At 55.0% G+C, this 14,807-nt stretch carries 19 protein-coding genes; 11 read left to right on the forward strand and 8 right to left on the reverse strand.

Annotated elements, in window-relative coordinates:
* Positions 1 to 501: 501 nt before the first annotated feature.
* The 5 genes from FIV39_RS19075 to FIV39_RS19095 all read right to left on the reverse strand — a co-directional run bounded on the left by FIV39_RS19075 (position 502) and on the right by FIV39_RS19095 (position 4,347).
* Entirely contained in the window at positions 502 to 861 is a 360-nt protein-coding gene (locus tag FIV39_RS19075) for a PA0613 family protein (protein WP_090407652.1), read from the reverse strand.
* A complete protein-coding gene (locus tag FIV39_RS19080) occupies positions 854 to 3,070 on the reverse strand; it encodes a VapE domain-containing protein (protein ID WP_090407655.1) in 2,217 nt (738 codons plus the stop codon). Before FIV39_RS19080 ends, FIV39_RS19075 begins: the two co-directional genes overlap by 8 nt.
* Positions 3,060 to 3,287 (reverse strand): TraR/DksA family transcriptional regulator, encoded by a 228-nt coding sequence (locus FIV39_RS19085; protein ID WP_090407658.1) that lies wholly within the window; start codon positions 3,285 to 3,287, stop codon positions 3,060 to 3,062. The genes FIV39_RS19080 and FIV39_RS19085 overlap by 11 nt, the downstream gene beginning before the upstream one ends.
* Positions 3,280 to 3,798: a phage regulatory CII family protein gene (locus FIV39_RS19090; protein WP_167361128.1), complete on the reverse strand. Its 519-nt coding sequence runs from the start codon at positions 3,796 to 3,798 to the stop codon at positions 3,280 to 3,282. Before FIV39_RS19090 ends, FIV39_RS19085 begins: the two co-directional genes overlap by 8 nt.
* Positions 3,799 to 4,122: 324 nt before the next feature.
* A complete protein-coding gene (locus FIV39_RS19095; RefSeq protein ID WP_090407663.1) occupies positions 4,123 to 4,347 on the reverse strand; it encodes a helix-turn-helix transcriptional regulator in 225 nt (74 codons plus the stop codon).
* Between the two features lie 102 nt (positions 4,348 to 4,449).
* Here FIV39_RS19095 and FIV39_RS19100 point away from each other — a divergent pair, with 102 nt between their 5' ends.
* From FIV39_RS19100 to FIV39_RS19150, 11 genes are all read left to right on the forward strand, one after another.
* A complete protein-coding gene (locus FIV39_RS19100; protein WP_090407666.1) occupies positions 4,450 to 5,157 on the forward strand; it encodes an XRE family transcriptional regulator in 708 nt (235 codons plus the stop codon).
* 259 nt (positions 5,158 to 5,416) lie between these two features.
* Entirely contained in the window at positions 5,417 to 5,971 is a 555-nt protein-coding gene (locus tag FIV39_RS19105; RefSeq protein ID WP_090407670.1) for a hypothetical protein, read from the forward strand.
* Between the two features lie 9 nt (positions 5,972 to 5,980).
* Positions 5,981 to 6,265 (forward strand): phage antirepressor KilAC domain-containing protein, encoded by a 285-nt coding sequence (locus tag FIV39_RS19110; protein WP_090407672.1) that lies wholly within the window; start codon positions 5,981 to 5,983, stop codon positions 6,263 to 6,265.
* Between the two features lie 140 nt (positions 6,266 to 6,405).
* Positions 6,406 to 6,729 (forward strand): pyocin activator PrtN family protein, encoded by a 324-nt coding sequence (locus tag FIV39_RS19115; protein WP_090407675.1) that lies wholly within the window; start codon positions 6,406 to 6,408, stop codon positions 6,727 to 6,729.
* 1 nt (position 6,730) lies between these two features.
* On the forward strand, positions 6,731 to 6,928 hold the full coding sequence (locus FIV39_RS19120; RefSeq protein ID WP_090407678.1) for a hypothetical protein: 198 nt from the start codon (positions 6,731 to 6,733) through the stop codon (positions 6,926 to 6,928).
* 51 nt (positions 6,929 to 6,979) lie between these two features.
* Positions 6,980 to 7,381, forward strand: coding sequence for a hypothetical protein (locus FIV39_RS19125; RefSeq protein ID WP_090407681.1), 402 nt, complete (start codon positions 6,980 to 6,982; stop codon positions 7,379 to 7,381).
* On the forward strand, positions 7,378 to 7,599 hold the full coding sequence (locus FIV39_RS19130) for a hypothetical protein (RefSeq protein ID WP_090407684.1): 222 nt from the start codon (positions 7,378 to 7,380) through the stop codon (positions 7,597 to 7,599). The genes FIV39_RS19125 and FIV39_RS19130 overlap by 4 nt, the downstream gene beginning before the upstream one ends.
* A complete protein-coding gene (locus tag FIV39_RS19135) occupies positions 7,596 to 8,138 on the forward strand; it encodes a phosphohydrolase (protein WP_090407687.1) in 543 nt (180 codons plus the stop codon). The genes FIV39_RS19130 and FIV39_RS19135 overlap by 4 nt, the downstream gene beginning before the upstream one ends.
* Positions 8,135 to 8,824 carry a hypothetical protein gene (locus tag FIV39_RS33525; RefSeq protein WP_244176408.1) on the forward strand — a complete coding sequence of 230 codons (690 nt, stop codon included), beginning with the start codon at positions 8,135 to 8,137 and terminating at the stop codon, positions 8,822 to 8,824. The genes FIV39_RS19135 and FIV39_RS33525 overlap by 4 nt, the downstream gene beginning before the upstream one ends.
* Entirely contained in the window at positions 8,821 to 10,566 is a 1,746-nt protein-coding gene (locus FIV39_RS19145) for a DNA cytosine methyltransferase (RefSeq protein ID WP_090407690.1), read from the forward strand. Before FIV39_RS33525 ends, FIV39_RS19145 begins: the two co-directional genes overlap by 4 nt.
* Positions 10,563 to 10,835, forward strand: coding sequence for a pyocin activator PrtN family protein (locus tag FIV39_RS19150; RefSeq protein ID WP_090407693.1), 273 nt, complete (start codon positions 10,563 to 10,565; stop codon positions 10,833 to 10,835). The genes FIV39_RS19145 and FIV39_RS19150 overlap by 4 nt, the downstream gene beginning before the upstream one ends.
* 93 nt (positions 10,836 to 10,928) lie before the next feature.
* Here FIV39_RS19150 and FIV39_RS19155 read toward each other — a convergent pair whose 3' ends face one another.
* The 3 genes from FIV39_RS19155 to FIV39_RS19165 are packed head-to-tail and all read right to left on the reverse strand — an operon-like array spanning position 10,929 to position 14,736.
* Positions 10,929 to 12,857 (reverse strand): AAA family ATPase, encoded by a 1,929-nt coding sequence (locus FIV39_RS19155; RefSeq protein WP_090407696.1) that lies wholly within the window; start codon positions 12,855 to 12,857, stop codon positions 10,929 to 10,931.
* Positions 12,858 to 12,875: 18 nt separating this feature from the next.
* Positions 12,876 to 13,589: an ImmA/IrrE family metallo-endopeptidase gene (locus tag FIV39_RS19160; protein ID WP_090407699.1), complete on the reverse strand. Its 714-nt coding sequence runs from the start codon at positions 13,587 to 13,589 to the stop codon at positions 12,876 to 12,878.
* 52 nt (positions 13,590 to 13,641) lie between these two features.
* On the reverse strand, positions 13,642 to 14,736 hold the full coding sequence (locus FIV39_RS19165) for a site-specific integrase (RefSeq protein WP_090407701.1): 1,095 nt from the start codon (positions 14,734 to 14,736) through the stop codon (positions 13,642 to 13,644).
* Positions 14,737 to 14,807: the final 71 nt, after the last annotated feature.

Consider the following 14,807-nt stretch of genomic DNA (forward strand, 5'->3'; position numbering starts at 1 on the left):
CGCAAAAACCCGGCGCAATGGCCAGGTTCAGTGTGGTGGTGTGTCCCGCTGTCTGCGGTCGCACCTATCGAAGATGTGTACTTTTTACAGGTGGATTCCGGTGGCAGCAAGCCTGTTTTAATGCCACACGGCCAATATCCTGGGTACGTCTAGGGAATGTCGGTGAATATCTACAGTTCGGCTATAAGCGCCTCCGGCGCTGTCCTACTGTCCCACTATATTGAATCGAAGTAGGACAGCTACAGGCGCCTGAATTCGTGGCTCTGACCTACTGTCCTACCTTTTTTACTTTTATCTTGTGTATAGAGAGAAAGCTAAAAGCACGCGTGCGCGCCATGGGCGCGAATACGTGCCCGCTATGCTCATGTGTGCGAGGGGCGGGTAGAGGTTGGACGGTAGGACAGGCCAACAACGGCGCGGGCTGCGCCAGTCCGACCGAGCTAAATGCTAGTCGGACAAAGCGGGACAGTTGGACAGGGGCACGCGGAATGATGCCGACGATCATGCAGCCGCCTCCATCAGCATGAATGCGATATGCAGGTGGGCTGCGTGCAGGCGCAGATAGTAGGTATCGCGCCCACATTCGCAATGGGCATACTTCAAGCGCATGTCGGTGTCGTGGTTGCAGTAATGCTCACGAACGACGGTCGCAAGCTCTTGGTCCAGATGCTTGTTCACTATCAGCTCTATATCCAGCGAGCCCTCCAGCGGCGCACGAAATGCACGCCGACCGCGAATCAACTGCCCGTTACTCTCCATCATCATGGCGACCATGTTGCCGCCAGCAAGCCCACCCTTGGTGAAGTCGCTGTGCAGCTCTTCTGCCCACGTTCTTAGACGTGTATCGATTTCTTTAATCAAAGCATGGTTCCTCGATCACCGACTGCTGCAAGGCAGACGCTCGCCCCCAAGCTTTGGGCTTTTCGTAGGCCCATGGCCGCACGCCGCTTTTTGCCAATGCCGGCATGCGCCGCTTACGCCAACCCAGCCGGTGCATGATCGCCCCCACTCGCATCTGCTCGGGCTTACCCCAATGGCCGAAGTCCAGCTTCAGCGCCTGCGTCAGGATCTCGTTACCAGTGGCGGTTTCGCCGATCTGCGACTCTTCCATCCACGCGAGGATTGGCCCTTCCCATTCGTCCACCACGAAGCGTTCGTCCTGCGCTTCGGCGAACATCCAGGATTCGTCTTTGGTCACCCACCAGATGTCGCCAGCCTCGAAGCAGAACAACGCCTCAGCCCACAGCTGATCGCGGATCTCGCGCAATTGCTCCAAATCGACCTTGTTGCAGAACACCGGCCAGTAGCGGCGGTTGCCCGTGGCGTCCTTGAGATATTCCTCTTGGTTGGTGGTGCCCACGAAAACACACTGGCGTGGCACGTCGTTCGTTCTCCGGCCGTAGCTCTCGCGGTAGGTGTCGGTGGACGCGGAGAAGAATTGCTTGGCCTTGGTACTCTCTGCCTTGTTGAAACTGTCCAGCTCCCCCAGCTCGACAATCCACTTGCCGCGAATCGCCTGGAAGCTGTCCTTGTCGCCGAGCGCAAAAGGCGTGTCCATGAACCACTCGCCACCGAGGACGCCCATGGCCGTGGACTTACCAGCGCCCTGCCCGCCCTCAAGGATCATCACCGAGTCAGCCTTGCAGCCTGGGCGCATCACCCGTGCGACCGCAGAGATCAGCCAGCGTTTACCGACCTTTGCCGAGTATTCGCTGGCCTGAACGCCCAACACGTCGGTCAGCCAGGTTTCAATGCGGGGCACGCGGTCCCATTGCAGCTTCTCCAGGTACTCCCGCACCGGGTGGAAAGCATGGTCGTGGGCAACCACGCTGACCGCCTCGATCACGTGGGAGGCTTTGACCCGCAGGTTGTATTGCTGCGCGAGCCACTTCATCACCCGCATGTCATCGATGTCGGCCCAGTCACCGGCACCACCGCCAAAGGGCGCAGACCGCAGCTTGACGATCTTGGAGCTGAATACGCTGTAACCGATGACCCCGGCCCAGCGTTCGTCATTGCCCAGGATCAGCTCGACGTTTTGCATGTGCGCGATTAGGGAACCGTTTTCGGTCCGCGCCAGTTGGTCTTTCCAGCCACCAGCTGCAGGAGGCTTGACCACCGCCAACACCTGGCGGCGGACGGCCTCCAAACCTTCGGCGACGTGCAGGTCGTTGAAGTCGGTCCACTTGATCTCGCGTTCGCCGGAGAACACCGGCGCAACCACCTGGCCACCGACGATCAGCGCGGCATTGGCGGCTTTCTCTTCGCCGGGGTTCCAGGGTTCACCGTTGGGGCGCTTGGTCTTCCAGTCATCGTCGCGGCAGATGATCAGCGGGCAACCGGGAAAGCGCTCGCGCATCGCCTTCGAGACCGGCAGCAGGTTGCCCGCGTCGAAAGCGATGGCGACAGTTAGCGACGTCGCCATGTGCAGGCTGGCGCCCGTGGCGTAGCCCTCACACACCAGCACCGGCTCACCCGGCTCAGGGTGTGGGCCGATCAGGTGGAAGGCACCTTCCTTCGACATACCGTAGGGCCAGTACGCCTTGTCGCGTCCGGTGTCCTCTTGCTTCGCGGGAAAGATCACCTGCAGGCCGACGATCTGGTCGCGCACGTTGCACATGGGCACTAAAAATGCGCCGGTACGGGGCGCATAGCGAACCTTGAAGCCGACGATCTGCTTTCGATCCAGATACGCACTCTTGCCCTTTTCAGGCATGCGCTTGAACAGACCGGCAGCACGGCTAGCCGCTCGACGTGATGCGTTGGCAGCGATCTCGGCGGCCTTACGCTTGGCGTCTTCCTGGCGAGCGCGCATGACCTCGCGCTCTTCGGGGCTCATGCGCCCGGCCTTGACCTTGATCTTTTGGGTGTCGCCGGAACGCCAATCACCGAAGCTGCCGAAGATCAGCGTTTCGTTCTTCTCGGTTCGGTGTTCGTGTACGACGTACCATCCGTTTTTTTCTTTGCCTTTGTCCTGGGTGGTTTTGCAGCGGGTGAGCTTGCCAAACACGAGGGGTTGGTCGGGTTCAAGGCCGTAATCCGCGAACTGATTGAGTACTTCATCGAGCATAACGCGACGCCCTCAAATCATCAGCGGACTTGCACCCAATGCAGAGCGTGCAACCGGGTTGAGCCAAGCGACGCGCCTCCGGGATGGGCTCATCACATCCATCACAGAACATCAGGGAATGCAGAGCAGTGTTGGACATCAAAGCCAGACGCGCGGCGACGGCCTGATCAATCCGCTCTTGCACCAGGTCATTTGCAAAATCAGCAATATCAGCCACGTTCCACCCCACGAGTCGTCTGGTTGACGTACCGAGCGCGGTTGTACATGCCCAACAATCCCTGGATTCCGCGAAAAACCAACTGGCGGATCTCAGCCAGCTCGCCGTCATCGACCTTGCCGTCGCCAATGTGCTTTGCCCAGGTCTCGGACAAATCTGCGACCTGCCGGAAAAACTGCGCAATCCCCGTGGTGAGGGTTTCGGGCATGTCATTGGTGTACGCCTCGGCCAGTTCCTGCCAGATCGTGTCGCCGACAAGGCCGTGCACCGCATCGAGAATGCGGCGGTCTTTAGTCAGCTCGAGGATCTCGCCGAACTCTTGAACGTTGACGCTGTGAGAAGGATGGGTGGGAGACAATTTGTGCTGCAACGTGGTGGCATTGCGGCCGGTGGTGGCGGCGATTGCTGCGGCACCGCCGGGATAGTCCCGTGCGGCGTGGTACAAGGCTAATTCGAGCGTCAGTATTTCCTTTTGCGCTCGATCAACACAGCTTAAAGCTACTCGGCTCATGGCATTAATCCTACTAAGTTGCCAGTGCCCCGCGACGTGTAGTGGTGATACATTTGCCGCGTGGCTTGAAAGGGCCCAAACGCCGGCTAGATCTAGGGATCGAAACCGGCACCGTGCCGAGGCGAACAATCCGTTGCTCACCTCTGGCGCAACAGCTGCCTAATCTGTGGTGGAAAAGGCAGCAACCCAAGACATCCGTGTCTTGGCAGCGCGATAAAGGGAGGTGGTTTGCATGTGGTGTGCCCTCCTACCTTCGTCGCGACCCGACAGCACTGTGGTGGTGTGTGCCGGGAGGAACTGGGCGGCCCTTGGGTCGCCTTTTTTCTATGCCGCGTTTGGAATATCGGACTCGGGAGGAAAAACGTCATCAAGCGTGCAGGTAGCGCCTAGTTGATTCAACGCGGCAGTAATTGCACGGCACTCGCTCAAACCTGGCATCCGGTGACCAGACTCGTAGTTGCTCAAGCGAGCCTGGGTCCACCCGAGGACCTCACGTAGATCCCGTTGCTTGATCTGCGCCTCCTTACGGATGCAGCCGATTCGGTTCATGTACTCAGCTCCTTTTGACTTCGCACACTCTAAACACGATTCGTGATTACTTCAACACGATAAGTGAGAAAAAAACATTTCAATACGTGATAAAAAATCCCCATGGATACTTTAGGCTCCCGCATTCAGCGGCTCAGAAAACAGAAACGGCTCAGCCAAAAGAAGCTGGCTCAGGCTTGCGGCTGGGAATCTCAATCTCGGATCGGTAACTATGAGAGTGGTCTCAGAATGCCGAGTATTCCAGACCTTCAATTGCTGGCTCCTGCATTGGGCGTATCACTATCAGATTTGTTGGATGGCATTGAGGGTAGCCAGTTGATGGCATTGCAAGATACGCCGGCTGCCAACACGCCTCAGTTATGGGGCACAGAGAGCACCGCTATCAGGCATGCCGGCTCCATGAAGGAAGGAGTGGTAGCAGTGGTTGGATCCGCGAAACTGGGGGCTGATGGCTACTTTGAGGCTCTGGATTTCCCCACAGGTCATGGCGATGGATACCTTCACATTTACAGTGACGATCCCAATGCCTACGGACTTCGTGTGATGGGCGACAGCATGCATCCGCGTATAAAAAACGGAGAGTATGTACTGATCGAGCCCAACAAAAACTACGTCACGGGGGACGAAGTCATGGTGCAAACCTTCGACGGTCGATCAATGATCAAAGAGTTCATCTACCTACGTGACGGTATCTTTCGGTTTGACAGCGTGAACCGTGATCACAGCCCTCTCCACCTTGATCAGAACGAAGTTTCCAAGGTTCATCTAGTAGGCGGGATCCTCAAATCATCACGCTTCACGCATGAGTAAAACAAAATAATCACGATACGTGTTGACACATGAAACACACTGCGTGATATTTGCCTCACTCTTCCACCACAGAGCGAGGCAACACTATGCACACCACAGCCACCCTGCACGTCCACCCGGCCGCTGCTAACCCCTCCCGCATCTTCGAAATCCGCCGACTGGCACAAGACTGCGGCTGCGCCTTCATCGCGTTCAAACCCAAACTGAAACAGCGCTCAGCGCCTGCCCCATTTGACCCAAATGGTGGAGGGCATGCGGCATGAGCCGGCTGAAACTCAGCAATCAGTCCAAACAACTTCTGGCGGCCCAAGTCCGCTTGACCGGTACCTTCCATCACGACCTCAAAACTGCAGCAGGGACGAACGTTCAGGCCACTGCGGAGTTCGACCAATGCACTTCGGCGATCCACCTGTCAGTCGCCATTAGCGGCACTCGCAACAGCATTACACTGGATCGCAAGCACCGCAACAACGGCCGTAGAGCTGCTCGTTTTATCGAAGCGAGCGCGAATGGTGGGGTCGAATCACTTTCGCTGGATGGCGCGGACGAACATGAGCCGGTAACAGATACAGAGATCATGCTTCGCCATGCAGTGCGGACCGGGAAAGGTAGCTATTACCCACGTATCGCCGGGATCGAAGACCTACGACTCATCGTCGCGTCAACGCAACGTGGCGCGATAGTCGCAACCCTCGAAACTGACGACGCAAGCGCTCAGATTCTACTGCCACGCGCCCCACACGAAGCCTATGCCGTCCTGGTAGAGCATCTTGAGCGCTTCGTCGCTGGCCACCGCTTGGCAATGGCCGCCTAGGAGGACGACATGGAACGCAACCTCGAACAAGCCGCCAAGTACTTCGGACTTACACGCCCCAAATTGATCGCTCTGATGCGCGAGAAAGGCCTGCTGAATGACCGCCGCCTTCCAGCCTTCCCCATTCGTGATCGCGAGTACCTGCGGATCAAGAACGGCAACTGGTACCACGAGACCGCGGGCATGCAATACAGCCAGTCGACCAAGGTCAGGCAAGCCGGCATGCCATGGCTGGCCGAGCAACTAGGGCTCGAACTGCCAGCCATCCCGGCAGACAACCGTGACGTGGCCTAGGGAGTACGCCCGCCAGATCGTCGCCATGCGCACACGCGAGGAGCGCAACGCCGCGCTCCTCGAAGTGCCGGAGCATCTGCGGGAGCTGACTAAACGCCATTGCCTGAATGCCTGGAATCATCCTCAACGGAAGAAACCCAATGACTGCACACGCTGACCAGCAGCAACTGCGGCTGCTGCCCGCACCAGATCCGGCGACAGTCGAACTGCTGTACCGGACCTTCGGTGACGTTCTGATCCCAGTGGATAAGTTGCGCGAACGGTACTTCCGGAACCTCAACGAAGAATCTTTTGCCGCAGCAATTGCCACAGGCCGAATTCAACTGCCCGTGACGACGCTGGTCAACAGCCGCAAGGCGCCGAAGTACGCCCACATCAAGCATGTGGCCTCGCTAATCGACATTCGCGCCTATAGGGCGGATGAAGATATGCCGCGACCAGAAGCCGCCGGCGACGAGGTGTGACATGTCACTGCTCGATCAATGCCGACACTGCGATACACCGTTGTCTGCCGAAGAAAAGGCCAGCCGACTGTGTGATGAGTGCAGCTACTTTGCCGCCGATTATCAGCGCTACGACGCCCTTCGAGAGGAGGGCTACATGTCCCACCAGGCCAAGCTGATGTGTGGCTTGGCAGATCCACCAGATCCAGACGACGAATAACACACCAATTGGCTGCCACCACCAGCCAACACACCACCAGGAGCACACCACATGACTGCAATTCAAATCTTCGCATTGATCAGCATCATCTTCGCCGCCGCGATCCTCTACTGGGTCGGGTACCGGGGCGGCCTCACAGACGGCAAAAATGAAGGCTACGAGGAAGGCCACTCTGATGGATACGCCATGGGGCAGGACGGAGCATCAGCGGCGTACGCGACCTCGCTCAAAAACATGTCAGATCAATGCATGCGCACAGAACTCTTGTTGAGCCGAGAGCCGCAAGACCGTTACACACTCCTCGCCATTGCCGAGAAGCTGAAGCTCGCCGCCGACACCTTCCGCGCTGTTAGATCCGAAAGCCAAGCAACGCAGGCACTTGCCCTACGTGATAAGGCACTGGATATGGCTGCGCTGATGGACCGTTTCGAGCTGAAGGGGGACGCAGCATGAGCCGCGCCGTCCCCATGCTGCGCCTAACACCCCAAGCCGCCGGCACACTGCAACAGCAGCACGCCAAGGCCACCAAGGAACTACGCGCCCTGACCCGCTACAGCAAGGAACTCGACCGGCAGCTGAAGGCGCTGATCGGGCATGACGCGTTGCGCCAATTGCACAAAGCAACCGAAAACGCCCTGCTGCTGGCCGATCTCGTGAAGGAGGCCGCATGAACTGCATCCTCACCCATACCGGCAAGCACTTCGATTTGTACGAGCCAGACGCCAACATGATCGACCCACGGGACATCTCACACGCGCTAGCCCACCTGTGCCGCTTCAACGGCCACACCCGCGAGTTCTACAGCGTGGCCCAACACAGCTGTATCGTCGCCGAACTGGTGCCGGAAGAGCACAAGCTCGCGGCCTTGCTTCACGACGCAGCCGAGGCGTACCTAGGCGACATCACCCGGCCACTCAAGCAGTGGATGCCCGACTACCGAGGCTTCGAGGACGTGATCTGGATGCGCGTTTGTGAGCGCTTCGACCTGGACCTAGATCTCCCCGCTCACGTGCACCAGGCCGACCTGATTGCGCTGGCGACCGAGCGCCGCGACCTCATGCCAACCGATCCGGCTATTTGGGATTGCTTGGTCGGCATCGAACCCATGGTTGAAATCATCCGCCCATGGCCTGCCGCAGAAGCCCGACTCACCTACCACCAGCGACTGATGGACCAACTCGCTATCGAACACCGGAGGAAAGCGGCATGAAGAACCACTTGGACAACACCAATGCCCTGCCCGCTTTGATCCGCGCTACTGAAGGCGTCGACACGCTAGAAACAAACAGTCTCTGCTGCGCAGCAGCAGGCATTATTGCTCCTATCAGCGCCACTGCCGAGGCACTTATACCCCACGAAAAGCTGCGCGGGGCAGCGCTCGCTGATGCAACGCTGAACGCTCAGGAACGCCCGCTCGCGCAGCCTGCCTTGGGGTATATCGCCGATCTCACAGTACTAATGAACATCAACGGCGTGGGCCGTAAGATGGCGGAGAGAATCCATGCAGCAGGTTTCCGCCTTACCGATAGCAATGGAGTTCACACCGAGACTCAAGTTGATGCGCAGCCGATATGCCATATCGCCCTGAAGGATCTTGAGTACCTACAAGGCGGTACAGATCGACACGCCGTGGTCCGCTCTGGCGCAGTGTCAAAATACAAACTCCCGCTCTACACACGCCCGCCTTGTGGTGCATTCAATCAGTCAGCTCTCAATAGTGATAGCGACGCATCAGTAGCAGCAATCCAGTTTGCTCTCTCAGCAGAAGAAGGTATGACGTTCCTTCGAATCTGGAACGAAGGCGAATTCGACACCATCCGCGAGGAATGGCCGGAGGCACCGGAAGAAGTGTTCATCGGCGCGGATCCGTTGCATGCCAGGGAGCAACGGGTATGACTTCCTTCAATCCAACCCCAATTACATCAGCCGTCAAAACCCAGTTCGGGCTCGACTTCGCCGGCGAGATCCGCGTCGACCTCTTCGCTGGTGGCGGCGGCGCAACCATGGGCCAGGAGATGGGAACCGGCATACCGGTCGACATCGCCATCAACCACAACCCCGACGCCATCAGCATGCACAAGCGCAACCACCCAAGCGCCGAGCATTACATCACCGACGTATACGACGTGTGCCCCCGCCTGGCGACGCGCGGCCGTCCAGTTGCGCATCTGCATGCCAGCCCCGAATGCACCCACCACAGCCTTGCTGCCGGCGGTCAGGCGCGTAGCACCACCAGCCGTTCGCAGTCATGGGTCATTCAGAAATGGGGAGGCCAGGTCAGCCCCCGCATGATCACGATGGAAAACGTGGTGCAGATCCTCCAGTGGGGGCCGCTGATCGCGAAGCGCTGCAGCAAGACTGGCCGAGTGGTACGCCGTGACATGACTGTCGCAGCTGTCGGCGAGCGAGTACCGGTACAAGAACAGTACCTGGTGCCCGATCCAAAACGGAAAGGACGAACCTGGCGCCGCTTCGAAAACAACCTGCGGTCCATGGGCTACGACCTGATGTACGGCAAACTCAAAGCCTGCGACTTTGGCGCCGCCACTACCCGCGAGCGCTTGTTCCTGATCGCTCGCCGTGACGGCCAGCCACTGCGTTGGCCGGAACCGACGCACTTCAAAAACCCAGCCAAAGGACAGTCCGCCTATCGCAGCGCCGCCAGCTGTATCGATTGGTCTATTCCATGCCCGAGCATTTTCCTCACCAAGGAAGAAGGCCGTGCTGCAGGCGTGAAACGACCACTGGTGAACAACACCATGGAGCGCCTACGCAAGGGCGCCAAGCGCTATGTCCTGGAACACAAGAACCCGTTCATTGTCAGCGTCAACCACACCGGCAACGACCTGGCGCGATGCCAGTCCGTAGAAGATCCGGCGAAGACCATCACCAGTGCGCAAGGATTCGCCCTCGTCACCCCACAACTTGCGCCCTTCATCACCGATCACGCCAATGGCAGCAGCCAGCGCAACATGCCTGGAGATGATCCTCTACGGACCATCTGCAGTGGCGTGAAGGGCGGACACTTCGCCCTGGTCGTCGCATACTTCGCCCAGCACAACGGCGGGTACAACGTGACACCAGGGCACCACCCAGTAAAACCCCTTACGGCGATTACCACCACGGGCAGCCAGCAGCAGATCGTCACCGCGCATCTGTCGACAATTCGCAGGAACTGCGTCGGCCGGGCCATGGACGAACTGGTGCCCACGATCACGGCCGGCGCCGAACATCACGCCCTGGTCGAATACAAGCTTGCACCAGAGGTCCAGGCCGGCGCTATGCGTGTTGCTGCCTTCCTAATGGGCTACTACGGCAGTGACAACACTTACGACCTGCGTAACCCGGCCGCGACCATCACCACGCGTGACCGCCTGGCGCTTGTGACGGTGACGATCAAGGGCACGCCATATGTGATCGTGGACATTGGCATGCGAATGCTCACCCCGCGTGAGCTTTACCGTGCGCAGGGCTTCCCCGACAACTACGTGATCGACCGTGGGCACGACGGCCGAAAGTTCAGCAACAAGACTCAGGTGTTGATGGTAGGGAACTCTGTGTCGCCGTGGCCGATGATGGCGCTGGTCAAAGTAAATAATTGCCGAAGTGAAAGAGAATTGACCAAGGAGGCAGCATGAATACTCTTTTCCTACTTATGGCGCAGTACGAAGGTCAAGCAGTCATTCCTCTTGATCGAGTATGCGCTGACTACATGCATCTGACCGTTGAGAAATTTAAACGCAAACGTTTAGATGGCGAGATCGACATAGCTGTCGTACGACTAGGCGCAGACTCCCAAAAAGCAGCACTGGGCGTTCATATAAAAGACCTGTCAGACTACATTGACCGACAACGTGAAAAAGCAACACGCGAGCAAAATCAATTAATGGGAAGAAAAGCAGCTTAAACAACTGCACAACAACTAAACTACCATCTGGGGCCGAAGGCCCCATATTCATGCAAGACTAAATATAAATAAAGCAAAAACGGCTAACAAGAATCATTTTTTCAATGCGCTATATCTTTGACTAGAAACCCAATCACCAATATAGCCAGGCACCAAAAGCTCAAACTTAGCCCGAGATCCACCAGTGTAAAGTGAGCAAACCTTTCTATCAAACCCAAGCACGTCACCTTGCCTGATGTCACCAAACATATCCGGCGCCAACATTACTGAATCGTACTCAGCATTTCTCGCATTCTCAACCATACCTAACTGATACCCACCAGATGACACACTATCAAGTGAGAGAAGAGAGACTTTAAGCCTCTCCAAATTATAGCCTCTCTCCATCATCGCCTGAATCTTATCAAAAACTTTATTCTCGGACTGCCCTTGAGCCAGAGCATCCCAAGTCGGGTAAAAAAACAATTTTCTATGTTTAGGTGGGGTGCCAGCATAAAACAAGTTTATGCAATCAACCATAAACATTTCAAACGAATTCCTCGAACCGTGCAAAATAGCAAATCTTACACCTGCATGTGACAGCCGCTGAAACCATTCAAACATACCCCACTCAGACTCAACGAGAATAGTAGAAGGCGTGTCGGGCACCTTATTCAGGTCATAGAAAATAACATTTGTCGGATCATTACCCCCGCCCTCATACGGCAATTTTATTTTAGTTGGGTGAGCATCAATCAGCGGATTCAAGACGCCTTCCATATCCTTGCCTGCTCTGACGGAGCGAGTGACATCCCGTTGACGAATTTTTTTAGCGCGTTGAAACACAGGGCCAGTAATACATTGATACTCGTCACCCAAAGTTATTACTGCTTGCGGACTGCGATCAAGAATCTGAAGTATCGGCCGCGAAAGATCGTGACTCTCGTCGACAATTACGTGAGTATAAATATCCGGCACAACTTCATTTGAAAGCGACAGGCACTTCAACAAATGGTAGCCGAGAACTGGGAATCTAACCTCATAGGTTGCAGGAGAAATTGTAGCCTCCCAGACTCTAATTGAGTATTGCACCAAAACATCCGAATCAATACTACTTAGCCGCTCTTTAATATAGGGTAAATTTCGTTTATTTAACGAAATATCCAAGCTTTCACAATAACGCATTACAGCCCTTCGGCATATAGCGGCAACCCTTGCAGGGCTAATGCCGCCAACAGGTCCAAGGCTCAGAACCCGAGCGACCTCAGCATCACTGAGTTGGAGATACTCGTCGGCAGCTATGGAAAGATGGGGGTAAATAGGTCGTAATAATTCAGAAGCAAGCATCTTGAATGTTCTTGCTACGACACCGTGACTCTTGATGCGCCCCGTGAGCTCATAAAGTTGAACTTGGGTTTTAGCAAGCACCAATGTTGTGCCAGGATTCATAAATTCGATCAGCGAGGAGATTAGATGCGTTTTCCCCGTACCTGCATAACCTTGAATATGAATGGACTCGTCTTTTTCCGCCAAGAAAGACTTAACTATGAGATTCTGCGGCGAACTTAGGCATAAAAGCCCTCCACTCGGTGTTTCGACCTCTACCTTAAATGCAGCCACCTTTTTAAAATGCCTTAACCGAAACTCATAATCCCACGTACCATTTGCAAGGAGATAATCCTCGGCCTTCACATCTTCTGGTGAGAGCAATTCCAGCCCAACTTTACGAAGACGATCAAGTCCTGAGTTAAACTTACCACCTTCAAAAATCCTTTTAGCTTCAGAAGCAAGACTTGCACCTCCATCCCCCTTCGTCTCACCCCAAGCAATCAAATCAAATAAAATCCGCTCAGCTGCGATAACAACATTAACACCACGCTCAACCGATGCAACATGCTGAATTAAAAGAGCTCCTGCAATTTCCGCAACAGTCATTTCATCAAACAACTCTGACGGGAACAAAGTGAGAGATAGAGCTCTAGCCTTCCCCTCACACAAGGGAATATAAAACTTATCCTCTACAGTACCAGAAAACCTACGCATAGCCCCACCCACAAAAAGCTAAAAAAATAGCTGATTAATTGCTGCCTCTGTAACACGAACCGGCCTACGTGCATCAACCAGCAAATTTAACGATCTGATGCGAGACTCAACAAGAAACTTCGGAGCACCGAAGAAAATTCGCATTTCATTTACTATTTCTGAATAAAGCAATTGGTTACAAGGTTGATTATCGAGATAGATAGGTCCATGCCCTCGATTTTTAAAATTCAACTCTTCTTGAAGATGAATAAAATACCCATTGAACATTTGACGAGGCATTAACAAACAACATGCAAAAAATCTTGCCTGCCATTCAATATCAGCAGACCCACCCACAGACACACGGGGCTTTAAAATAACATCAGTGTGCTGCTCATGACAAACCGCAGATTTCATATAGGAACCATGCCCCATCACAACATGACCTATCAAGCAGGCCAGCGCAAACCTTTGAACGCCTATGCTTTTCCCTAAGGTAAACACCGTCAACGTAAGATTAGAAAAATCAATGCTACCAATTTCCGTAGAAGGTGCTTCCGAATAGATCAACTTTAAACCAAGCTCCGGATCCAGCTTTTTAAAAACCTCATCAAGACATACTCGCTCATCCTTAAAACGCACACATTTATACGATGCATTTTCTATAAGCTCAGATTCCACAAAGGGGATAGCAATAGCCGGAGAAATTAATTTCTTTTTCTTTTTTTTGCTCTTACCTGCCTGCTTCTTCATGATCAATCCTTTCCAAGTCATGATTAACGGCTTATTGAGAGGGCGGCAACATCTACGAGCTCAAAATACGCCTAAACATCCCCCACTCCAAGTATGGATCGCCCCTACCACGCAAATGCGTGTACCTGCGCAATGAGTTCCAGTCCCGATGACCTGACACATTGGAAACTCTTGGTATATCCCAGTCCATCTCAAACAGACGACTGACTCCCTCATGACGCAGGTCATGAAAATGCAGGTCTTCGATTCCCAATATCGGACACGCTCGTGTAAAAGATGCGGACACCGATTTGGCATTGTACGGAAAAATCTCTCGTTCAACTTTCGGCATTGTGTGCAGAATCGCCCAAGCCTCATCCGGCAAATGACACCACACATCGTTACCGATCTTCTGTCCTGGATTTTTCATATCCCGCACCAATACCGACTGCCGAGCACAATCGAGATCTTCCCACCGTATCCGAGTGATCTCTTCCTGCCGACGCGTCGAGAAAAGCGCAAAGGCAATCATCTTCGGCATGTGAATAGAGTCCGGCCGGCGCTTCTGCATTTCAAAAAAATGCCCCATGAGCTTGTCCAGCTCATCGAGCGTGGGCCGGCGATTACGCTCTTTGCTCTTGCTCACCATGCCAAGCTTGCGTAAGACCTTGCGAGCATCAGGCATTGCATGAGGATCGACTTCATAGCCCCATGCCGGCCGTGCCACAGACAACACAGCGCCCAGGTGCGACAGATCATTACCAACCGTCTGCGCCTGCACACCGCCGCCTTCTTCGCTCATCCGCCACTGCGCGTACTCCACCAGCTTCTGGCTGTTCAGCGCTGCATCATCCAACTCACCCAGCCAGGTCTCCTTGATCGCGCTCAACGTCGCGCTCTTGGTCTTCCCCAGCGGCCGGATCCTCTCGTACTCATCCAGGTACTGCTCGATCATCTTCTTGATCGTCACCCCTTTCCGATTCGCCCGCTCAATAGCACCTGGCTGAGCCAGCTCGGTCTCGCGTCGCTTGATCCAGGCCTGGGCGACCTGCTTACGGTCGAAGGTTTGGCTTTCCTGATAAACTGTCTTGCCATCCCGATTGATCCGTATCTGCGCCGTGTAGGCTGTCGAGTTGTCCTTGCGCTTACGTGCTGTGATCGTGCCCATTTCCAGTTGCTACATTGCCGAATTCGATCGCTACAATGTAGCAACCGACTTTAGAAAACAAGGGAAAATGG

Source organism: Pseudomonas grimontii, assembly GCF_007858185.1.
GTDB lineage: Bacteria > Pseudomonadota > Gammaproteobacteria > Pseudomonadales > Pseudomonadaceae > Aquipseudomonas > Aquipseudomonas grimontii.

Bases quoted from the DNA above. Each gene is read 5' to 3' on its own strand.
- FIV39_RS19160 (WP_090407699.1), bottom strand. From the start codon at position 13,589: ATGAAGAAGCAGGCAGGTAAGAGCAAAAAAAAGAAAAAGAAATTAATT.
- FIV39_RS19130 (WP_090407684.1), top strand. From the start codon at position 7,378: ATGAGCCGCGCCGTCCCCATGCTGCGCCTAACACCCCAAGCCGCCGGC.
- FIV39_RS19145 (WP_090407690.1), top strand. From the start codon at position 8,821: ATGACTTCCTTCAATCCAACCCCAATTACATCAGCCGTCAAAACCCAG.
- FIV39_RS19080 (WP_090407655.1), bottom strand. From the start codon at position 3,070: ATGCTCGATGAAGTACTCAATCAGTTCGCGGATTACGGCCTTGAACCC.
- FIV39_RS33525 (WP_244176408.1), top strand. From the start codon at position 8,135: ATGAAGAACCACTTGGACAACACCAATGCCCTGCCCGCTTTGATCCGC.
- FIV39_RS19150 (WP_090407693.1), top strand. From the start codon at position 10,563: ATGAATACTCTTTTCCTACTTATGGCGCAGTACGAAGGTCAAGCAGTC.
- FIV39_RS19120 (WP_090407678.1), top strand. From the start codon at position 6,731: ATGTCACTGCTCGATCAATGCCGACACTGCGATACACCGTTGTCTGCC.
- FIV39_RS19100 (WP_090407666.1), top strand. From the start codon at position 4,450: ATGGATACTTTAGGCTCCCGCATTCAGCGGCTCAGAAAACAGAAACGG.
- FIV39_RS19165 (WP_090407701.1), bottom strand. From the start codon at position 14,736: ATGGGCACGATCACAGCACGTAAGCGCAAGGACAACTCGACAGCCTAC.
- FIV39_RS19155 (WP_090407696.1), bottom strand. From the start codon at position 12,857: ATGCGTAGGTTTTCTGGTACTGTAGAGGATAAGTTTTATATTCCCTTG.
- FIV39_RS19125 (WP_090407681.1), top strand. From the start codon at position 6,980: ATGACTGCAATTCAAATCTTCGCATTGATCAGCATCATCTTCGCCGCC.
- FIV39_RS19095 (WP_090407663.1), bottom strand. From the start codon at position 4,347: ATGAACCGAATCGGCTGCATCCGTAAGGAGGCGCAGATCAAGCAACGG.
- FIV39_RS19115 (WP_090407675.1), top strand. From the start codon at position 6,406: ATGACTGCACACGCTGACCAGCAGCAACTGCGGCTGCTGCCCGCACCA.
- FIV39_RS19090 (WP_167361128.1), bottom strand. From the start codon at position 3,798: ATGAGCCGAGTAGCTTTAAGCTGTGTTGATCGAGCGCAAAAGGAAATA.
- FIV39_RS19105 (WP_090407670.1), top strand. From the start codon at position 5,417: ATGAGCCGGCTGAAACTCAGCAATCAGTCCAAACAACTTCTGGCGGCC.
- FIV39_RS19135 (WP_090407687.1), top strand. From the start codon at position 7,596: ATGAACTGCATCCTCACCCATACCGGCAAGCACTTCGATTTGTACGAG.
- FIV39_RS19110 (WP_090407672.1), top strand. From the start codon at position 5,981: ATGGAACGCAACCTCGAACAAGCCGCCAAGTACTTCGGACTTACACGC.